Genomic DNA, 20568 nt, shown 5'->3' on the forward strand with positions numbered 1-20568 from the left:
GCCCCTACTCCGCCGGCAGGCGCCCGGTCCGCGGACCGCGCAGGCGCCCGCGGCGCAGGGCGAGGAGCAGACGCGTCGTCCCCGAGGCGAGCCGGTCCATCGCGAGGTAGAGGACCGGGGTGATGAAGAGGGTGAGGAGCTGCGACACGAGCAGCCCGCCCACCACCGCCACGCCGAGGGGCTGGCGCAGCTCCGCGCTGGCCCCGTGGCCGATGGCGATCGGCAGCGTGCCCATCACCGCCGCGGCGGTCGTCATCATGATCGGGCGGAAGCGCAGCAGGCAGGCCTCGCGGATCGCCGCCCTCGGCGTCCAACCCTGCTCCCGCTGCAGCACCAGGGCCACGTCGATCATCATGATGGCGTTCTTCTTGACGATGCCGATCAGCATCAGCACGCCGATGATGGCGATGACCGAGAGGTCCATCCCGAAGAGCTGGAGCGCGCCCAGCGCCCCCACGGCCGCCGCCGGCAGGCCGGTCAGGATCGTGATCGGGTGGATGAAGCTCTCGTACAGGATGCCGAGCACGAGGTAGATCGTCAGCACCGCCGCGGCGAGCAGCAGGCCCTGGTTGGCCAGCGCGTCCTGGAAGACCTGCGCGGTGCCCGCGAAGGTGGTCGAGAGCGTGCCCGGCAGGCCGAGCGACTGCTTGATCTCGGCGATCCGGGAGACCGCTTGGCCGAGCGCCACGCCGGGCGGCACGTCGAACGAGATGGTGACGGCGGGCAGGAGCCCGAGCTGGTTGATCGAGAGCGGGCCGGGCGTGCGCGCGACCGTGGCGACCGCCGAGAGCGGCACCAGCTTGCCGCTCGCGGCGCGCAGCCGGATCTCGTCCAGGCGGTCGGCCGTCCATTGCAGGCGCGGATCGAACTCGGTGATCACCTGGTAGCTGTCCGCGGTGCCGTAGATGGTCGAGATCTGGCGCGTGCCGAAGCCGGTATAGAGGGTCTGGCGGATCTGGTCCGAGGTGATGCCGAGGGCCTGCGCCTTGTCGGTGTCGACCGTGATGGTGGCCTGCAGGGCGGCGTTCTGGAGGTCGTTGGTCACGCCCGTGAAGGTGGCGCGGTCCAAGGTGGCGCGATCCTGGGCCATCGCGTCCGTGAGCCTGACCGTCCAGCGCTCCAGCTCGGCCCGGTCGAGCCCCTGCACCACGTACTGGTACTGCGACTTCGACTGGCGCCCGCCGAGGCGCAGGTTCTGGACCGGGGTGATGAAGGCCGAGAGGCCCGGCACCTCGGCGAGGTCGCGGCGCAGCTCCGCCACCGTCCGGGCGAGCGGCGGGCGCGCGCCGCGCTCCACGAGCTCCACGAAAAAGGCGCCCTGGTTGAGCGTGCCCGTGAAGCCGTTCGAGCCCGCCCGGTTGACCACGTGGGCGACGGCCGGGTTGCGGGCGATCACCCGCTCGGCCTCGTGCTGGAGCGCCGCCACCGCCTCGAAGGAGATGTCCTGGCGCGCCTCCGTGGCGATCTGCAGCTGCCCGATATCCTCCGGGGGGAAGAACCCCTTCGGGATCGCCGCGAACATCGCCGCGGTGAGCGCGACCGAGCCGAGGAAGACCAGCATCACCGCGCCCTGGTGGCGCAGGCAGAGGTCGACGCCGCGCTCGTAGCCCGCCTGGAGCCGGGCGAAGCCGCGCTCGAACAGGTTCCTGCGCGCGCCGTGGCCCTCGGCCCCGGCCCCGTGGCCCGCCGCCCCGGCGGGCAGGCGGGCCGCCAGCATCGGCGTCAGGGTCACGGAGATCACCGCCGAGGCCACGATGGCGATGGTCACCACGATCGCGAACTCGTTGAAGATCCGGCCGACCACCCCGCCCATCAGCAGGACCGGGATGAACACGGCGACGAGCGAGACCGTGATCGACAGGATGGTGAAGCCGATCTCGCCCGCGCCCTTCAGGGCCGCCTCGAAGGGCTTCTCCCCCTGCTCCACGTGCCGGACGATGTTCTCCAGCATCACGATGGCGTCGTCGACGACGAGGCCGACCGCCAGCGTCAGGCCGAGCAGCGAGATGTTGTCGATCGAGTAGCCGAGCAGGTACATCGCGCCGAACGTGGCGATGATCGAGATCGGCACCGCGATCGAGGGGATCAGCGTCGCGGCGAGCCGGCCGAGGAACAGGTAGATCACCACCACGACGAGGCCGATGGTCAGCAGCAGGGTGAACTGCACGTCGTGCACGGCCTCGCGGATCGAGACCGAGCGGTCGTTGACGACCGCGATCGTGCCGGCACCGCCGAGCTGCTCCTCGAATCTCGGCAGCATGGCGCGGACGCGGTCGACCACCTCGACGGTGTTGGCGTCGGGCTGGCGCTGGACGGCGAGGACGAGGGCGCGCCGGCCGTCCTTCCAGGAGGCGATGCGGTTGTTCTCGACCGAGTCGATCACCCGCGCGACCTCGCCGAGGCGCACGGGCCGGCCGTTGCGCACGGCCACGATGATGTCGCGGAAGGCGTCCGCGTTCATCAGCTGGGTGTTGGTCTGGATGGTGAGGTTCTGCCCCCTGCCCTCCACCACGCCGACCGGGGTCGAGGTGTTGGCGTTCGAGATCGCCGCCTGGACCTCGTCGACGCCGATGCCGCGGGCGGCGAGCACGTTCGGGTCGAACTGGATCCGCACCGCGAATTTCTGGCTGCCGTAGACGAAGACCTGGCCGACGCCCGTGATGGTCGAGAGCGAGGGCGAGATCACCGTCTGGGCGAAGGCGTCGAGGGTCGGCAGCGGGGTCGTGTCGCTCGACACCGCGAGCAGGATCACCGGCGCGTCGGCGGGGTTGAGCTTGCGGAAGCTCGGCGGGATGGTGAGTTCGACCGGCAGGCGCCGCAGCGTGCGGGTGATCGCCGCCTGCACGTCCGCCGCCGCCTGGTCGATGTTGCGGGACAGTTCGAACTCGATCGTGATCGAGGTGAAGCCCTGGTAGTTCGTCGCCGAGATCGTGGCGATGGCCGGGATGGTCGAGAATTCCTTGATCAGCGGCGTCGCCACCGAGGCCGCCATGGACTCCGGCGAGGCGCCCGGCAGCTGCGCGGTGACCGAGATGGTCGGGAAATCGACGGTCGGCAGGGCCGCGACCGGCAGCAGCCGGTAGGCGAAGAGGCCCGACAGGGTGAGGGCGAGCGAGAGCAGGATCGTGGCGACCGGGCGCCGGATGAAGGGGGCCGAGAGGTTCATGGCCGGCCCTACTTGATCACGGTCCGGGCGCCCGCCGCGGCCCGGGTCTCCGGCTGGCCGCGAATCTCGGCCTGACCTCTGGTCTCGGCCTGACCTCCGGGCTCGGCCTGCGGGCGCTCCGCCACGGCAGCGCCCTCGCGCAGGCGCAGCATGCCCTCGACGACGACGTGCTCGCCCGCCCGCACGCCGCGCGCCAGGGCGGCGACGCCGGCGGCGGCCGAGATCACCTCGACCCCGCGCCGCTCGGCGAGGCCGTCCGGGCGCACCACCCAGACGAAGCTGCCGTCCTGGCCGGGCTGCACCGCGACCTGCGGCACCGTCACGGTGCCGGGCCGCCGGCCGAGATCGACCTCCACGCGGACGTACTGGCCGGGCCAGAGCCGCTCGTCCTCGTTGGGAAACGACGCCCAGGCGGTCACCGTGCCGGAGGCCTGGTCGACGCTCGAATCCACGAAGGAGAGCCGCCCGGTGGCCAGCGCCCCGTCGCCGGTCCCGGCATAGACCCGCACCGGCGCCGCCTCCGGGCGGGCGAGCGCCGCGCGCAGGCGGTCGAGTTCGCGCTCGGGCAGCGAGAAGGTCGCCCGCAGGGGCTTCATCTGGGTGATGGTGACGAGGCCGGTCCCGGTCGATTCGTTGCCCTTGACGAGGTTGCCGGCGGTCACCCGCACGGTCCCGAGCCGGCCCGCGATCGGGGCCCGGATGGTCGCGTGGTCGAGCCGCACCCGGTCGGCCTCCAGGGCGGCCTTGGCGGCCTCGACATTGGCCGCCGCCACTTTCGACTCGGCGGTGGCGAGGTCGAGCTGCGCCTGGGAGGCGGAGTTGCGGGCGAACAGTTCCGTGACGCGCCGCACGTCGTTCTGCGTGCGGGTGCGGGTCGCCTCGTCGCGGGCCAGGGCGGCCTCGTCGCGGGCGATCTGGGCGCGCAGCTCGCGGTCGTCGAGCCGGTAGAGCACGTCCCCTGCCCTGACCACCTGCCCGTCGCGGGCGAGCTGCTCGGTGATCACGCCGTCGATGCGCGGGCGCAGCACCACCGTGGCGATGGGCTCGATCCAGCCGACGGTGGCCCGGGTGATGGGCAGGTCCGCGCTGCCCGCCAGGGCGGTGCCGACGGCGATGCGCGGCGCGGCCGGCGCGCTCGCCGGCACCGGCGGCACGAAGGCGGCCGGCAGGTGCTGGGCCAGCGCCGGCGGCAGGGCCGCGCGGGTCTCCGTCCAGGCGGCGCGGGCATCCCCCCCGTGGCGGTGGAGCATGACGCCCGCCGCGGCGGCGAGCGCGGCCGCGAGCAGCAGGACGAGGCGGGTCATGCGACGGCTCCGAGATGGGCCGGACGCGGCGCGGCGGCGCCGGCCTGGAGCCCGGTGAGGAAGAAGGCGGCGACGTCGCGGGCGGAGGGGGCGGCGCGGCCGCTGCCGTGGGCGGCCATGCGGATGCCGCCGAGGATCATCATGGCGGCGAGGTCCACGTCCGCCACGCGGAAGCGGCCGGCGGCGATGCCGTCGCGCAGGAGCGCGGCCAGGGCCTCGCGCAGGCCGTCGAACCCCTCGCGCAGCACCCGGCGGCTGCGCTCGCCGAACTCGCTGCTGCGGCTCTCGATGGCGTGCAGGGCGGGCGAGAGCTGCCCCACCCGCTCCAGCACCAGGGTCACCGCCGCCTCGAGCCGGGCGGCCTCGTCCCCGCCCGCGGCCCGCGTCGCCCCGATCCCCTCGCGCAGGTCGGACAGGGTCCAGGCCAGCCCGGCGATGAACAGGGCCTCCTTGGTCGGAACGTAGCGGTAGAGGGTGGGCTTGGCGACGCCGGCGGCCGCCGCGACCGCGTCCATGTGGACGTCCGCGTAGGGCATGCGCGCGAAGAGCCGCATCCCGGCCTCCAGGATGCGGCGGCTGCGGTCCGGATCGAGGGGGCGGGCGGGCTCGCTCATGCGCACCGACTGAACGCGACGGTTCAGTCGCGGCGACTGAACTCGTGGGTTCAGTCTCGCGGGCTCCGGCAACGACACAAGGCGGCGCTCCCGCGGCGTGGTGCCGCAGGATGGCCGCCGGCCGGGTCCGCCCTATCCCCGCCCCGCCACCACGACCATGCGGCGGACCTCGCCGCGCAGGAAGGCCTGCAGGAAGCGGTCGTAGTTGCGGAACGAGACGCAGCCGTTCGAGGCGCCGGTCGGGCCGAGCATGTAGGTGTGGGCGAGGAGCCCGACCCGGCCGTGGATCGCCGCGGGCCCGCCGACCGGGTTCAGGCGGATCGCCCGCACGCCGTGGAAGAGCCGCTCGCGCTCGGTGAGGTCGTAGGTGCCGGGCGGGGTGGCGCCGCGCATCGGCACGTGGACGAAGCGGGGATCGTCCATCTTGTCGCCGAGCCCGGAATGGGCCTCCAGCCGCTCGCCGCTCGGCAGCGTGACGGTCCCGGCGGTGATGTCGTAGATCGCCGTCGCCTCGCCGAGCGGGGGGGACGGCATCGGGCTGAGCAGCCGGCGCGGGGTGGGGTCGATGGTGTCGCGGTCCACCCCCGCGTAGGCGAGCGCCGTGCGGGCCGGCTCCTGCGGGGCCCCGAACAGCTTCTCGAAGAAGGTGCGCGTGTCCGCCATGGCCGCGGCCGGGCTCTGCGCCCGGCCGCGGCGCGGCGTCTGGCGCTCGGCGAGCCGCGGCGTCTCGGGCGGGCGCGCCGCCCGGAACTCGGAGGGCCGGGGCACGGGCAGCGGCACCGGCTGCAGGACGAGCCGGGCCTCCGGGGCGAGCGAGGGCGCCTCGGCCGGCCGCGGGGGCAGGGCCGCGACCTGCACGGGCGGCTCGGCCCGCGGCCCGGCGAAGCCGGCGGCCGCGCGCGAGGGCTCCTGCTGCCACGCGAGCCGCGCCGGATCGAGGGCGGGGGTGGGGTCGAACAGCCACGCGGCCCGGGCCGGCGGCGCGGCGACCGCGGCCGGAACCGGGGCGGGGGGCGCGGCGGGAGCCGGCGCGGGCGCGGTCGGCGCCGGACGGGCGGCCCAGGGCACCACGCCCTCGGAGGCGAAGCCGAACCACGCGACCCCGCCGACGACCAGCAGGGAGCGGATCAGCCCGCGGCGGGGCGCGGGCCAGCGCGGGGACGGACCGGCGGAGGGGAAGGCGCGCTGGACCATGGATACGCTACTCGTCGACGCACGTCCCGAGCGATGCGGCCCGCTGACGGCGCAGCGCGCGCCAGAATAGACTGGCGAGATGCGCGTTCGCGCCGCCGTGAAATGGTCCGTTGCTTCGGGAAGTACCAATTTCGGCTGTATCAGCGATAACACCGCGTGGTTAATCAGCACTGAACCGACGTGGTTAATCATCGCTGAACCGGTGCGGGGAGCGCGCCGGATCGTCGTGGGACGGGCGGGCGCCGGGGCTCCCGGGCGCGCCGGACCGGGCGGCGGAGCGCGCCCTCCCCGGCGAGCCCGCCTTTCCAGTCGTCGCGGCGGCCGGTTATGCCCTACACAGGGGCGGACGATCGGACGCTTGCTCCGATCCGCTTGAGGACGACGCGCGGGGATGATCGCGGGCTGGGCGGTGGTGCTGACCGCACTCACCTACATCTGCGCCCTGTTCACGGTGGCGCATTGGGGCGACGTGTCCGGCCGGCGCCTGATGCGCGACGAGCGCGTGCGGCCGACCATCTACGCCCTGTCGCTCGCGGTCTACTGCACCTCCTGGACCTTCTTCGGCTCGGTCGGGCTCGCCAGCCATTCGGGCCTCGACTTCCTCACCATCTATGTCGGCCCGGTGCTGGTGATCGGCCTCGGGCACCGGCTGGTGGCACGGGTCGTGCGGATCGCCAAGGCCCAGAACTCGACCTCCGTCGCCGACTTCATCGCGGCCCGCTACGGCAAGAGCGAGCGCATCGCCGCCCTGGTCTGCCTGATCAGCATCGTCGGGGCGATCCCCTACATCGCCCTGCAGCTGCGCGCCGTCGCGGCCTCGCTGCGGGTCTTCCTCGACGCCACGGACGGGCGCGGCGGCGGCACGATCGGCCTGATGGGCGATCTCGGCCTGTTCACCGCCCTGGTCCTCGCCGGCTTCGCGGTCGCCTTCGGGACCCGCCACGCGGACGCCACCGAGCACCAGGACGGGCTGACGCTCGCCATCGCGATCGAGTCGCTCGTCAAGCTCCTCGCCTTCCTGGTCGTCGGCGGCTTCGTGGTCGGCTGGGTGCTGCGGAAGGCGCCGGTGGTCACCCCCGGGGCCCTGCTCGGCGGGACGGCCACCCTGGTCGCCGACACGTCCGGCCCCTGGACGCTGCTGGTGCAGGTGCTGCTCTCGTCCTGCGCCGTGCTGCTGCTGCCGCGCCAGTTCCACATGGCCGTGGTGGAGAACCGGGCGGTGGCGGACGTGACCCGCGCCGCCTGGGCCTTCCCGCTCTACCTCGTGCTCATCAACCTGTTCGTCGTGCCGCTCGCGGTGATCGGCCTGATGATGTTCCCGGACGGGAGCGTCATGCGCGACATGACGGTGCTCGCCCTGCCCCTGGCCGAGCGCGCGGACGGCATCGCGCTCATCGCCTTCGTGGGCGGGCTCTCGGCCGCGACCGCGATGGTGATCGTGGAATCGGTCGCGGTCGCGATCATGATCTCGAACCACCTCGTCATCCCGCTGGTCCTGCGCGGGCGGCCGGGGAGCCAGCGGGCGACCAATCTCGGCGGCGTCGTGCTGGCGGTGCGCCGGGTCGCCATCGTGGTGGTGATCCTGGCGGCCTACGCCTATTCGCGGGTGGCCGGCGAGGTGGCGCTCGCCTCGATCGGCCTCCTGTCCTTCGCGGCCGTGGCGCAGATCGGGCCGGCCTTCCTCGGCGGCCTGATCTGGCGGCGCGGCACCGGCCTCGGCGCGGTGGCGGGGCTGACGGCGGGGCTCGCGGTCTGGGCCTACACGCTGCTGCTGCCGAGCCTGCTCGGCGAATCCGCCAGCCCCTGGGCGCGCGCCTTCCTGGAGGACGGGCCCTTCGGCATCGCGGCCCTCAGCCCCACCGCCCTGATGGGGCTCGACGACCTGCCGCGCCTCGTCCACGGCACGCTCTGGAGCCTCGGCCTCAACGCCCTGGCATATTGGGGCTTCTCGCTGCTGCGGGCGCCGAGCGCGATCGAGCGGCTCCAGGCCGAGGCCTTCGGGCACGAATTCGTGCAGGACGCGCCGCCCCTGCGCCTGTTCCGCGGCACGCTGAGCTTCGGGGAGCTGCGCGCCGCCGTCGCCCGCTTCCTCGGCGAGGAGCGCGCGCAGCGGGCCTTCGACGCCTACTTCGCCGAGCGCGGCCGGATGATCCTCCACCCGGACGCGGTGGCGGGGCTCGGCGAATTGCGCCACGCCGAGCACCTGCTCGCCTCGGCGATCGGCGCCTCCTCGGCCCGGCTCGCGCTCTCGCTGCTGCTCGGGCGGCGCAACGTCTCGCCGCGGGCGGCCCTGCGCCTCCTCGACGACGCCTCGGCGGCCTTCCAGTACAGCCGCGACTTCCTGCAGCACGGCCTCGACCACGCGGGCCAGGGCATCACGGTCTTCGACCGCGACATGACCCTGATCGCCTGGAACCGGGCCTTCGCGGACCTCTACGACCTGCCCAACGACATCATGCGCACCGGCATGCCGCTGGAGGAGATCGTCCGCTACAACGCCGCCCGGGGCGCCTACGGCGACCGCGAGGCGGACGACCTCGTGCGCGAGCGCATCGCCGCCTTCCGGCAGGAGACCGGGCCGCAGCGCCTGCGCCTCTCCCCGAGCGGGCGCGTGATCGAGATCCGGGCCAACGCCCTGCCGAACGGGGGCGTGGTCGCGACCTACACGGACGTCACCGACGCGGTCGCGGCCGAGGAGGCCCGCGAGCGCCTCAACGAGGAGCTGGAGCGCCGGGTGCGGGAGCGGACCGAGGAGCTCACCCGCCTCAACGCCGCGCTGAGCCGCGCCAAGGCCGAGGCCGAGGAGGCCAACGCCTCGAAGACGCGCTTCCTCGCCGCCGCGAGCCACGACATCCTGCAGCCCCTCAACGCGGCCCGCCTCTACGCGGCGGCCCTGGTCGAGCGCGACCGCGCCGCCGACCCGACGCTCGCCGAGAACGTCGACGCCTCGCTGGACGCGGTCGAGGAGATCCTGACCGCGCTCCTCGACATCTCCCGCCTCGACACCGGCGCCCTGACGCCGCAGCTCTCGACCTTCCGGGTCTCCGAGCTGATGCGCCAGATCCGGCGCGAATTCGAGCCGATGGCGCGCGAGAAGGGCCTGGAGCTGCGGGTGATGCCCTGCGGCCTCGGCGTCCGCTCGGACCGGCCGCTCCTGCGCCGGCTGCTCCAGAACCTCGTCTCCAACGCCATCAAGTACACCCAATCGGGCCGGGTCCTGGTCGGTGCGCGCCGCCGCGGCGAGCGCCTCGAACTCATGGTCTGCGACACCGGGCTCGGCATCCCGGCCTCCAAGCGCAAGGTGGTGTTCCAGGAATTCCAGCGCCTCGAACAGGGGGCCCGGGTCGCCCGCGGCCTCGGGCTCGGCCTCTCGATCGTCGAGCGCACCGCGCGGCTCCTCGGTCACCCGATCCGCCTGCGCTCCGAGGTCGGGCGCGGCTCGATCTTCTCGGTCCTGGTGCCGGTCGCCGCCCTGCGGCCGGCCCCGGAGGCCGCCGCGGAGGCGCCCCGCCCGGCGGACGCCGCCCTCTCGGGCCTCTCGGTCCTCGCCATCGACAACGAGCCGGCGATCGTGGACGGCATGGCGCGCCTGCTCGCGAGCTGGGGCTGCCGCGTGCGCACGGCGGGCTCGGTCGGCGAGGCGGTGCGGCGGGTGCTCGCCCCCGCCCCGCCCCCCGACGTGATCGTGGCGGATTACCACCTCGACGAGGGCAACGGGCTCGACCTGATCGCCTCGCTGCGGGCGGCCCTGTCGGCCGACGTGCCGGCGGTGCTGCTCACCGCCGACCGCTCGCCGCCGGTGCGGGAGACGGCCGCGGCGCAGCGCGTCCACCTGCTCACCAAGCCGCTGAAGCCCGCCGCCCTGCGGGCGCTGCTGACCCAGTGGCAGGCCCGGCGGGCGGCGGCCGAGGAACCCTCCGGCTGATCGCGGCGCCGCGCGGCCATCGCCCTCGTCCGGGCGCGCTGGTTCGGCATCGCCGTCCGGACAGCCGATGGCGGTCCTGGCCCGACCTGCTGCCGAACCGGTCGGCGGACAACCGCCCCCTTCACCGGGAGGGCCGCCGGGTCGGCGGCGGCGACGATGCGGAGCCAGGATGCCGGGCGGGACTCCGCCGCGGTCAGTGCCGGACCCACATGATCCGCGCCATCCAGGCGATCTCGGCCGTCGCGATCGAGCGCGCGGCCTCGCCAGGCATCACGGGCGCGAGGTCCGCCACCCGCGCGGTGCGCCGACGCAGCACCGCGCCGACCAGCGCCCCCGTGCGCAGGCTCACCAGGATCCGGTCGCCGCGGCGCATCGGCGCCGTGGCGCAGACCACAAGCACGTCGCCGTCGTGGTAGAGAGGCCGCAGATCGTTGCCCTGAACCTCGATGGCGAAGCAATCCTGCGTGCCGAGATCCGGAAAATCGAGCTCGTCCCAGGCGGACCCGGTCGGGCGGCCGTCCGGCCCGATCCGCCCGGCCACCGCCAGGGCGGCGCTGCCGATCAGCGGCACGACGGCCGCCCCCGCGGCGGCCCGCGGCGAGACGAGCTGCACGAACTCGTCGAGGGTGGCCCCCGTCGCGGCCAGGATCTTGGCGAGGGATTCCGTCGAGGGCCAGCGCCTGCGGCCGTCGGGCGCGACGCGCTTCGAGCGGTTGAAGCTCGTCGGATCGAGCCCCGCGCGCTTGGCCAAGCCCGAGGGGGTCAGCCTGTGGCGCTGCGCGAGATGGTCGATTGCTGACCAAATCCTGTCGTGCGAAAGCATGGGGAGAGTATCTATCACCCGCAATCAGATCTGCGGACCGCTTCGCCCGACACTACTCGGCGTCATCCGAAAGGCAACGCCGCGTGGATGCCGCCCCGTAATAAATCCGGTTTCGCGCGAGAGGCGCCTCGGAATCCTCAGCCATGAGCATGATTTACAAGATCTGCCCGGCCCCGCTGTGGCGGGACGCGCAGGCCGCCGGCCGCTTCCTCGGCGCCCCGGTCGACCTCGCGGACGGGTACATCCACTTCTCCACCGCCGCCCAGGTCGCCGAGACCGCCGCCCGGCATTTCGCCGGCCAGGATGACCTCGTCCTCGTCGCGGTCGCGGCGGAGGATCTCGGCGAGGCCCTGCGCTACGAGCCCTCCCGGGGCGGCGCCCTGTTCCCGCACCTCTACGGGCCGCTGCCGCTCGCGGCGGTCCGCTCCGCGGTGCCGCTCCGGCTCGGACCGGACGGGCGCCACCGTTTCCCCGCGGACCTGGAGGGCTGACACGCCTTGCTCGCCAGCCTGTTCCCCCTCGCCCGGCCCGTTCTCCACGCCCTCGACGCCGAGACGGCCCATCGCCTGACCCTGCGGGCGCTCGCGCTCCTGCCCCCCGGACCACCGCCCGCCGACGACCCGGCCCTGGCGGTCGCGGCCTTCGGCAGGCGCTTCCCGAACCCGGTCGGGCTCGCGGCGGGATTCGACAAGGGGGCCGAGGTGCCGGACGCGCTCCTGCGCCTCGGCTTCGGCTTCGTGGAGGTCGGCGGCGTGGTGCCGCTGCCCCAGCCCGGCAACCCGCGCCCGCGGGTCTTCCGCCTGCCCCGCGACGGCGCCGTCATCAACCGGTTCGGGCTCAACAGCGAGGGGCTCGCCACCGTGGCGGCGCGACTCGCCGCGCGGGCCGGCCGGCCCGGCCTGATCGGCGCGAATATCGGGGCCAACAAGGAGGCGGCCGACCGGCTGGCCGATTACGTGACCTGCACGCGGGCGCTCGCGGGCCTCGTCGACTTCATCACCGTGAACGTCTCCTCGCCCAACACGCCGGGCCTGCGCGACCTGCAGGGCGAGGCCTTCCTGGACGAGCTCCTGGCCCGGGTCGTGGAGGCCCGCGACGCGGCAGGGGGCGGGCGCCGCGCCGCCATCCTGCTCAAGATCGCGCCCGACATCACCCTCGGCGCCCTCGACGCCATCGCGGCCACGGCCCTGCGGCGCGGGGTGGAGGGGCTCGTCGTCTCGAACACCACGGTGGCGCGGCCCGCCGGCCTCGCGGAGGCGGCGCGCGCCCGCGAGGCCGGCGGGCTCTCCGGCCGGCCGCTCTTCTCGCCCTCGACGCGGCTCCTCGCCGAGACCTTCCTGCGGGTCGGCACCCGCCTGCCCCTGGTCGGGGTCGGCGGGATCGATTCGGCCGAGGCCGCCTGGACCAAGATCCGGGCCGGCGCCAGCCTCCTGCAGCTCTACTCGGCCCTGGTCTATGCGGGCCCCGGGCTCGTCGGGACGATCAAGCGCGGGCTCGCCGCGCGCCTCGCCGACCAGGGCCGGCCGCTCGCCGCGTGGGTCGGCCGCGACGCGGCCGAACTCGCGCGCAGCGCCTGACCGGGGCCGCGTCGCGGCCCGCCCGCGGCCGGCCGGAGGCGGCCGCCCGGGCCGCGGCTCACGCCGCGGGCACCTGCGCGGGCACCTGCGCGGGGCCGGCGGGGGCCGCGCCGGCGGGGGCCGGCCCGAAGGCGGCCCGGGCGAGCCTCGGGTAGAGCAGGCCCTGGCCGATGCCGCGGGCGGCCAGGAAGGCCAGGAGCGCGAGCCACAGGCCGGTATTGCCGAGGCCCTGCACGCCCCCCAGCACCGCCAGGTAGGCGGCGAGCGCCGCGACCATCAGGTTGCGCATCGGCCGGGTCCAGGTCGCCCCGATATAGATCCCGTCGAAGGCGAAGGCCGCCGCGGCCACGACGGGCGTCAGGGCCGCGAAGGGCAGGTAGAGGCGCGCGAGGGCGCGCACCTCGGGATTGGTGCTGATCGCGTCGATGAAGGCGCCGCCCGTCGCCAGGAACAGCAGCGAGACCGCGAGGCCGAAGCCGAGGCACCAGCCGAGCGCGTAGCGGACGGCGCGCCGGAAGGCGCCCTCCCGGCGGGCGCCGAGCGCCTGCCCGCACAGCACCTCCGCCGCGGTGGCGAAGCCGTCGAGGAAGAAGCTGCCGACGAGGAACAGGTTCTGCAGCACGGCATTCGCCGCGAGGGTGAGGTCGCCCGCCCGCGCCCCGAGCGCCGAGAAGGAGCCGAAGGCCGCGATCACGGCCAGGGTGCGCACCATCACGTCGCCGTTGACCGCGAGCATGCGCAGCAGGGAGGTCCGCTCCAGCACCTCCGCGCGGGGGATCCGCCAGGGCCGGGAGCCGAGGCGGCGCAGCACCAAGAGGCCGAGGAGGAAGCCCAGGGCCTCGGCCAGGACCGCCGCCAGGGCCGCCCCCGCGACCCCGAGGCCGAGGCCGAGCACGAGCAGGATCGTGAGCGCGATGTTCGCGACGTTCATGGCGACCTGGAGGGCGAGGCCGAGATCGGTGCGCCCGCGTCCCAGGGTCGAGCCCAGCACGGCGTAGTTCATGAGCGTGAACGGCGCCGCGACGATGCGGATGCCGAAATAGGTCGCGAGGGCCGCGGTGACCGCCGGGCTCGCGCCGGCGAGCGCGAAGGCCGCCTCGCCGAGCGGCCGCTGCAGGGCGACGAGCAGCAGGCCCACGCCGCCCCCGACCGCCAGCGCCCGCGCCAGGGCCCGGTCGATCTCGGCCGCGTCGCCCGCCCCGGCGGCCTGGGCGGTGAGCCCGGCGGTGGCCATGCGCAGCGAGCCGAAGGTCCAGAACAGGTAGTCGAACAGGACGGCCCCGAGGGCGAGCGCCCCGAGGAGCGCGGCATCGCCCAGCCGCCCGATCGCCGCCGCGCCGACGACGCCGAGGAGCGGCGTCGTGACATTGGCGAGGGTCATCGGCAGGGCGAGGGCGAGGACGCGGCGGTTCGTCACCGCCGGGGCTGCGGACGCGTCCATGCGCCTAGCGCCCGCCCGCGAGCAGCCGCGACAGCAGCCAGAGCGGCACGACCACGACGGCGCCGGCGATCAGCCAGGTCCCGGCGTCGTGGAAGGTCGACAGGCCGAGGTCGATGAGCGTGCGCAGCGTGTCGTAGGCGTGGACGTAGAGCGCCCGGGGGGTGATCCCGATCATCGCCATGCCGGCGCCGACCAGGAGCGACAGGAAGACGAGCCGGACGAGGACGGCGGCGGGCGAGCCGCCCAGGAAGCGCCGCAGGTCCGAGCCGGCCCGATGCGCGCCGGACCCGTCATAGGCCCCGCGCGGATCCTGGCCGCCGCGCGGATCGTGCGGCCGCCCGGGCGGAATGGTGAAACGCGGATCGCTCATCGGGGCCTCGCGGAAGGGGATCGAACGGAAAGCTGCGGCCTGCCGCACACACGTCCCCGCAAATCTGCAACGGACGCGTTACGTCGCTCCGCGGCGCGTCGTAAAGATGGCGAGCGTCAAGCCCCACACCAGGAGGGCGCGCCATCGATTCACGAGGGAGACGTCCGCCGCAGCGGGCGGTCACGGGTTCGCAGCATGATCGACCACGCGCTCTTCGATCCCGCCAAGGCCGACCCGGATGCGGAGCGGCTCAACCGGGAGATCATGGCCGCGCAGGCGAGCGCCCCGGATCCCTGGTCGCTGCCCGTCGCCGAGGTGCGGGCCCGGCGACGACAGGGCAGCGCCGCCTTCCCGGCGATGCCGCAGAGCCCGCGGGCCGAGACGCTGACCATCCCGGGCCCGGGCGGCCCGATCGCCCTCAGGGTGATTCGCCCGGTGCGCAAGCCGCGCGGCGCCTACCTGCACATTCACGGCGGCGGCTGGATCTGGGGCGCGGCCGACGAGCAGGACCCCTGGCTGGAGCGCATCGCCGACCGCTGCGGCTTCGTCTGCATCTCGGTCGAGTACCGGCTCGCGCCCGAGCACCCCTACCCGGCCCCGCTCGACGATTGCGCGGCGGCGGCGCTGTGGCTGCACGGCGAGGGGCGGCGCCTGTTCGGCGTCGAGGCGCTGACCATCGGCGGCGAATCGGTCGGAGCCCACCTCTCGGTGATGACGCTCCTGCGCCTGCGCGACCGCCACCGGCTCCCGAAGGCGTTCCGGGGCGCGAACCTGTTCTCCGGCCTGTTCGACCTCGGCGTCACCGCGAGCGCCCGCAACTGGGGCGAGGAGCGGCTCGTCCTCAATTCCCGCGACGTGCGCCGCTTCGCGGACGGCTTCGTGCCCGAGGGGGTCGCCCGGCGCTCGCCCGAGGTCTCGCCGCTCTACGCCGATCTCAAGGGCCTGCCCCCCGCCCTGTTCTCGGTCGGGACCCGCGACCCGCTCCTCGACGACACGCTGTTCATGTCGATGCGCTGGGCCGCGGCCAATAACGGGGGCTACACGGCGGTCTATACCGGCGGCTGCCACGTCTTCATCCGCTACCCCCTGGCGATGACCGAGCGGGCGCTGGAGCTGATCGAGCGCTTCCTGATGGCGCTGGCCTGAAGCCGGGCGCCGTCAGGCCGTGCGCGCGACGGTGGTGCCGATCGGGGCGGCCTGCGCGGCCTCCGACTCGCGCGCGTAGGTCTTGGCGCGCAGGGCCGATTCGGAGGGGAGCTGGTCGAGCACCGAGCCGGAATTCGGGTCGAGCACCTGGAACACCATCTGCTGGGTCTCGACGTCGCGGCGGTAGCGCACCTCGGAGCGGCCGGCATCGGGCGACGGCTCGGGCGGGGCTTCCGCGAGGGCGCGCTTCGCCTCCGGGCTCAGGTCGAGGGTGACGGCGTCGTCGAGCGGCGCGGATTCGGGCTCGCGCCCGCCGGTCGGGCGGCGCGGCGGAGGGTCCGCCTCGATCGGGGCAGGCGCGCTCGGCGCCGCCAAGGACCGGATCTCGAACATCGAGAGTCCCCAGGTGTTCATGCTGGCATGATCAGACACCCGTCGTCCCTACCCGGACCTTAACGGCGCGCCCCGCTCGCGCGCTGGTGTGAAGGCCTGGTTAACGCCGGCGCATTCTTTTTCACGACATCGCGCCGGCGGTTCGCCCGGCGGGCGCCCTGAGGGCGGGGCCGGTGCGGTGGCGGATCGGACCCATCGCGGCGGGCGCCGCGGGCTCAGGCCGGCGCGACGAATTCCGCGGTCTCGCGGGTCCAGGCGCGGGCCTGATCGCTCAGGGTGAGGCCGAGCCCGGGCCGGGTCGGCACGATCATCCGGCCGCCCTCGAGGGCCAGCCGCTCGTTGAAGAGCGGTTCGAGCCACTCGAAATGCTCCACCCAGGGCTCGCGCTGGAGCGCGGCGGCGAGGTGGATGTGCAACTCCATGGCGAAGTGCGGCGCGACGGTGAGGCCGGCGAATTCCGCCAGCGCCGCCACCTTGAGGAAGGGCGTGATGCCGCCGACCCGCGGCGCGTCCGGCATCAGGTAGTCGGCGCCGTTCTGGCGGATGAAGTCCCAGTGCTCGGCGACGCTCGTCAGCATCTCGCCGGTGGCGATCGGCGTGTCGAGGGCGGCGGCGAGCGCCGCGTGGCCGGCCGCGTCCAGGCAGTCGAGGGGCTCCTCGATCCAGACGAGGTTGAAGGCCTCGAAGATCCGGCCCATGCGCAGGGCGGTCGGCCGATCCCATTGCTGGTTGGCATCGACCATCAGCGGGACCTCGTCGCCGAGGCGCTCCCGCACGGCGGCGACCCGCTTCACGTCGAGGGCCCCGTCCGGCTGCCCAACCTTGAGCTTGATGCCGCCGATCCCGCGGGCGCGGGAGCGCTCGGCATTGACCAGCAGCTCGTCGAGGGGCGTGTGCAGGAAGCCGCCCGACGTGTTGTAGCAGCGCACCGAATCGCGGTGCGCCCCGAGGAGCTTGGCGAGCGAGAGGCCGGCCCGCCTCGCCTTCAGGTCCCAGAGGGCGACGTCGAAGGCGCCGATCGCCTGGACCGCGAGGCCGCCGCGGCCGGCCGAGGCTCCCGCCCAGGCCAGGCGGTCCCAGGCCTTGGCGATGTCGCTCGGATCCTCCCCGAGCAGGGCGGGCGCGATCTCGCGGGCATGGGCGAACTGCCCCGGGCCGCCGGCCCGCTTCACGTAGCTGAAGCCGAGGCCGCCCGACCCGTCCCCGGCCTCGATCTCGCAGACCAGGATGGCGATCTCGGTCATCGGCCTCTGGCGCCCGGTGAGCACCTTGGCGTCGCTGATCGGGCTGGCGAGCGGCAGGGTCACCGCGTGCAGCCTGATCCGGCGGATCGTGTCGGTCCCGTGCGGCATCCTCGTTCCTCCCGGTGATGGCCCGTGCCGGTGATGGCCCGTGCCGGTGATGGGCCCTGGCGGGCGCGGCGCCCCGGGCGGGGCGCCCGCGCGACGTCAGGTCGGGAGCGCCGCGACCTTGGCGGCGGTCCGCACCCGGCCCGGCGCCGTGAGCAGGGCGAGGAGGGCCGAGAGCACCGCGCAGGCGGTGAGGAAGCCGAGCGCCGCCCCGAAGCCGCCGGTCGCGTCCTTGATCCAGCCGACCACGAAGGGGCCGACGAAGCCGCCGAGATTGCCGATCGAGTTGATCATCGCGATGCCGCCCGCGGCGGCGGTGCCGGTCAGGAACTCGCTCGGCATGGTCCAGAAGGCCGGCTTGCAGCCGTAGAGCCCGATCGTCGCCACCGCGATCGCCACCACCGCCATCAGGGTGTTGCCGTAGAGGCCCGCCGCGGCCAGCCCCCCCGCCCCGAGCAGGCAGGCGACGATGTAGTGCCACTTGCGCTCGCGCATCCGGTCCGAGGACCAGCTCCAGACGAGGAGCCCGATCGTGCCGACCACGTAGGGCGCGGCGCTGACGAGGCCGACCTCCAGGTCGGAGCCGCCGAGGCCCTTCACGATCTGCGGCAGGAAGTAGGTGATCCCGTAGGTCGCCGTGACGATGGTGAAGTACATCAGGGCGAGCGAGAGCACGCGCAGGTCCGAGAAGGCGCGGCGCAGGCTCATGTGGCCCTGCTCCTGGCGCAGCAGGTCCTGCCGCTCCCGCTCGATCGCGCCGCACAGCCACGCCTTCTCGTCGGGCGCGAGCCAGTCGGCGACGGCGGGCGAGTCGGTGAGCCAGCGCAGCACCACGAAGGCGAGGAGCACGGCCGGGGCCGCCTCGACCAGGAAGAGCCACTGCCAGCCCGCCAGCCCGAGCGCCCCGTCGAGGCGCAGGAGCACGCCCGAGAGCGCCGCCGTCACGGCGTTCGAGACCGGAACCGCCAGGTAGAGCGAGGCCAGCACGCGGCTGCGATAGGCCTTCGGGAACCAGTAGGTGAAGTAGAGGATCACGCCCGGGAAGAACCCGGCCTCGGCGACGCCGAGGAGGAAGCGCATCACCACGAAGCTGGTCGGCCCGGTCACGAAGGCCATCGCGCCCGCCACGAGGCCCCAGGAGATCATGATGCGGGCGATCCAGCGCCGCGCCCCGGCCTTCTCCAGGAGCAGGTTGCTCGGCACCTCGAAGACGAAGTAGCCGAGGAAGAAGATGCCGGCCCCGAAGCCGAAATCCTTCGCCGAGAGCCCCAGTGCCTGCGACATGCCGCCGGTCGCCGCGAAGCTGACGTTGGTGCGGTCGATGTAGGCGATGAGGTAGATGATGACGATGAGCGGCAGGAGGCGCCACGCCACCTTGCGGATCGTCCTCGCCTCGAGTTCGCGGTCGGCCAGATCCATGGTTTCCTCCCGATTGTCGGTTATCGCGTCGTTGCCGGGGCCGGATCGCCCCGGAGGTCCCGATGGCGTCAGGTGACGGGCGCCGGGTTGAAGAGGGTGAGGTCGTTGTAGAGGCCCCAGCGGTCCGACCAGGGCTTGGTGCGCCCGCTCGCCACGTCGAGGATCAGGCGGAAGAGCTCCCAGCCCATCTCCTCGATCGTCGCCTCGCCGGTGGCGATCCGGCCGGCATCGAGGTCGATCAGGTCCGACCAGCGCTCGGCGAGCTCCGTGCGGGTCGCCACCTTGATCACCGGCGCCTCGGCCAGCCCGTAGGGGGTGCCCCGCCCCGTGGAGAAGACCTGCAGGGTCATGCCGGAGGCGAGCTGCAGCGTGCCGCAGACGAAGTCGCTCGCCGGGGTCGCGGCGAAGATCAGGCCCTTCCGGCGCACCCGCTCGCCCGGCGCGAGCACGCCGCGAATCGCGCTCGTGCCCGACTTCGCCACCGAGCCGAGGGCCTTCTCGACGATGGTGTTGAGCCCGCCCTTCTTGTTGCCGGGCGAGGGATTGGCGCTGCGGTCGGCCTGCCCGCGGGCGAGGTAGGCGTCGTACCACGCCATCTCGCGGATCAGCGCGCGGGCCACCTCCTCGGTCTCGGCCCGCGGGGTGAGGAGGTGGATGGCGTCGCGCACCTCGGTGACTTCCGAGAACATCACGGTCGCCCCGCAGCGCACCAGCAGGTCGGCGCAATAGCCGAGCGCCGGGTTGGCGGTGACGCCCGAGAAGGCGTCGCTGCCGCCGCATTGCAGCCCGACGACGAGGTCCGAGGCCGGGCAGGTCTCGCGGCGGCGGCGGTTCAGCACCTCCAGCCGCGCCCGCGCCATCGCCATGATGCTCTCCAGCATCATGCCGAAGCCCTGGTGGCGCTCGTCCTGGAGCCGCACCACGCCCTCGCCCTGCCCGTCCGGCAGCAGCCGCTCGGAGACGAGCTTCTCGCAGCCGAGGCCCACCACCATCACCTCGCCACCGAAATTCGGGTTCTGGGCGAGGCTCTGCAGGGTGCGGATCGGGATCACGGCCTCGGGCGCGTTGATGGCGACGCCGCAGCCATAGGCGTGGGTCAGCCCGACCACGTCGTCGACGTTCGGGTAGCGCGGCAGCAACTCCTCGCGGATGCGCCGGACGGCGACGTCGAGGGTGCCGGCGACGCATTGCACGCTGGTCGAGATGGCCAGGATGTTGCGCGTGCCGACCGAGCCGTCCGGGTTGCGGTAGCCCTCGAACGTGTAGCCGTCGAGGGGCGGGAGGGGCGCCGGGACCCGGGTGGCGAGCGCGAGGGCGTCGAGGGCCGGCGCGGGCGGCGTCCGCACCCGGCTCTCCTCGACCCAGGCGCCGCGGGAGATGTCCCGCAGGGCGGTGCCGATCACCTCGCCGTAGCGGCGCACCGGGGCGCCCTCGGGGATGTCGGCGAGGGCCACCTTGTGGCCCTGCGGCACGAATTCGCGCAGGGTGAGCCCGTCCGGAAGTGCGGTGCCGGCCGGCAGCCCGAAGGCGTTCACCACGATCGCGACGTTGTCGTCCGGGTGGAGCCGGATCGTGCGGGGCAGGTCCCCCGCGAGTCCCGGACTCGTCTTGGTTCCCGGACTCGTCTTGACTCCCGGACTCGTCTTGGCGTCCGCCGGCATCGGATCCTCCCTCTCGCGGCGCGCCGGCCGCGGCGACGGGCCAGCAGGCGCTGGCGCGGATCCGGCGGCTCGCCTCGGCTCAGGCCTCGGCCCAGCCCGTGGTTGAGAGAGTCATAGCGAGCGCATTCATCTCGGGCCAACTCAGAGTCGGCATGGATTGATGCCGGAAATGGATCGACGGGCGGC

General features: G+C 73.9%; 15 protein-coding genes. 4 read left to right on the forward strand and 11 right to left on the reverse strand.

Features of this window, described 5'->3' with window-relative positions:
• Nucleotides 1-4 precede the first annotated feature (4 nt).
• From M446_RS15570 to M446_RS15585, 4 genes are all read right to left on the reverse strand, one after another.
• Entirely contained in the window at nt 5-3166 is a 3162-nt protein-coding gene (locus tag M446_RS15570; RefSeq protein ID WP_012333056.1) for an efflux RND transporter permease subunit, read from the reverse strand.
• Nucleotides 3167-3174: 8 nt separating this feature from the next.
• Nucleotides 3175-4470: an efflux RND transporter periplasmic adaptor subunit gene (locus M446_RS15575; protein ID WP_012333057.1), complete on the reverse strand. Its 1296-nt coding sequence runs from the start codon at nt 4468-4470 to the stop codon at nt 3175-3177.
• Entirely contained in the window at nt 4467-5084 is a 618-nt protein-coding gene (locus M446_RS15580; protein WP_012333058.1) for a TetR/AcrR family transcriptional regulator, read from the reverse strand. Before M446_RS15580 ends, M446_RS15575 begins: the two co-directional genes overlap by 4 nt.
• Before the next feature lie 132 nt (nt 5085-5216).
• Nucleotides 5217-6278 carry a DUF2778 domain-containing protein gene (locus M446_RS15585; RefSeq protein WP_012333059.1) on the reverse strand — a complete coding sequence of 354 codons (1062 nt, stop codon included), beginning with the start codon at nt 6276-6278 and terminating at the stop codon, nt 5217-5219.
• Nucleotides 6279-6669: 391 nt separating this feature from the next.
• On the opposite strand from M446_RS15585, the gene M446_RS15590 reads away from it, so the two are divergent.
• Nucleotides 6670-10203: a NahK/ErcS family hybrid sensor histidine kinase/response regulator gene (locus M446_RS15590; RefSeq protein WP_012333060.1), complete on the forward strand. Its 3534-nt coding sequence runs from the start codon at nt 6670-6672 to the stop codon at nt 10201-10203.
• A gap of 193 nt (nt 10204-10396) precedes the next feature.
• Here M446_RS15590 and M446_RS15595 read toward each other — a convergent pair whose 3' ends face one another.
• Entirely contained in the window at nt 10397-11026 is a 630-nt protein-coding gene (locus M446_RS15595) for a helix-turn-helix transcriptional regulator (protein ID WP_012333061.1), read from the reverse strand.
• A 143-nt stretch (nt 11027-11169) separates the two neighbouring features.
• Here M446_RS15595 and M446_RS15600 point away from each other — a divergent pair, with 143 nt between their 5' ends.
• Complete coding sequence (locus M446_RS15600) at nt 11170-11517, forward strand: DUF952 domain-containing protein (protein WP_012333062.1); 348 nt, start codon at nt 11170-11172, stop codon at nt 11515-11517.
• A 6-nt stretch (nt 11518-11523) separates the two neighbouring features.
• Entirely contained in the window at nt 11524-12603 is a 1080-nt protein-coding gene (locus M446_RS15605; RefSeq protein WP_012333063.1) for a quinone-dependent dihydroorotate dehydrogenase, read from the forward strand.
• 58 nt (nt 12604-12661) lie between these two features.
• On the opposite strand, the gene M446_RS15610 is transcribed toward M446_RS15605, so the two are convergent.
• Entirely contained in the window at nt 12662-14044 is a 1383-nt protein-coding gene (locus tag M446_RS15610; protein WP_012333064.1) for an MATE family efflux transporter, read from the reverse strand.
• 4 nt (nt 14045-14048) lie between these two features.
• Nucleotides 14049-14414: a DUF6460 domain-containing protein gene (locus M446_RS15615; RefSeq protein ID WP_012333065.1), complete on the reverse strand. Its 366-nt coding sequence runs from the start codon at nt 14412-14414 to the stop codon at nt 14049-14051.
• Nucleotides 14415-14609: 195 nt separating this feature from the next.
• Here M446_RS15615 and M446_RS15620 point away from each other — a divergent pair, with 195 nt between their 5' ends.
• Entirely contained in the window at nt 14610-15560 is a 951-nt protein-coding gene (locus M446_RS15620; RefSeq protein WP_012333066.1) for an alpha/beta hydrolase, read from the forward strand.
• 12 nt (nt 15561-15572) lie between these two features.
• Here the strand turns inward: M446_RS15620 and M446_RS15625 are convergent, their stop codons facing one another.
• The 4 genes from M446_RS15625 to garD all read right to left on the reverse strand — a co-directional run bounded on the left by M446_RS15625 (nt 15573) and on the right by garD (nt 20382).
• Nucleotides 15573-15974 (reverse strand): flagellar protein FlaG, encoded by a 402-nt coding sequence (locus M446_RS15625; RefSeq protein WP_012333067.1) that lies wholly within the window; start codon nt 15972-15974, stop codon nt 15573-15575.
• A gap of 194 nt (nt 15975-16168) precedes the next feature.
• On the reverse strand, nt 16169-17305 hold the full coding sequence (locus tag M446_RS15630; protein ID WP_012333068.1) for an L-talarate/galactarate dehydratase: 1137 nt from the start codon (nt 17303-17305) through the stop codon (nt 16169-16171).
• Nucleotides 17306-17401: 96 nt separating this feature from the next.
• Nucleotides 17402-18721, reverse strand: a complete 1320-nt coding sequence (locus M446_RS15635) for an MFS transporter (protein WP_012333069.1) — start codon at nt 18719-18721, stop codon at nt 17402-17404.
• Between the two features lie 68 nt (nt 18722-18789).
• Nucleotides 18790-20382 carry a galactarate dehydratase gene (gene garD, locus M446_RS15640; protein ID WP_012333070.1) on the reverse strand — a complete coding sequence of 531 codons (1593 nt, stop codon included), beginning with the start codon at nt 20380-20382 and terminating at the stop codon, nt 18790-18792.
• Nucleotides 20383-20568 lie beyond the last annotated feature (186 nt).

It is taken from the genome of Methylobacterium sp. 4-46 (assembly GCF_000019365.1).
Lineage (GTDB): Bacteria > Pseudomonadota > Alphaproteobacteria > Rhizobiales > Beijerinckiaceae > Methylobacterium.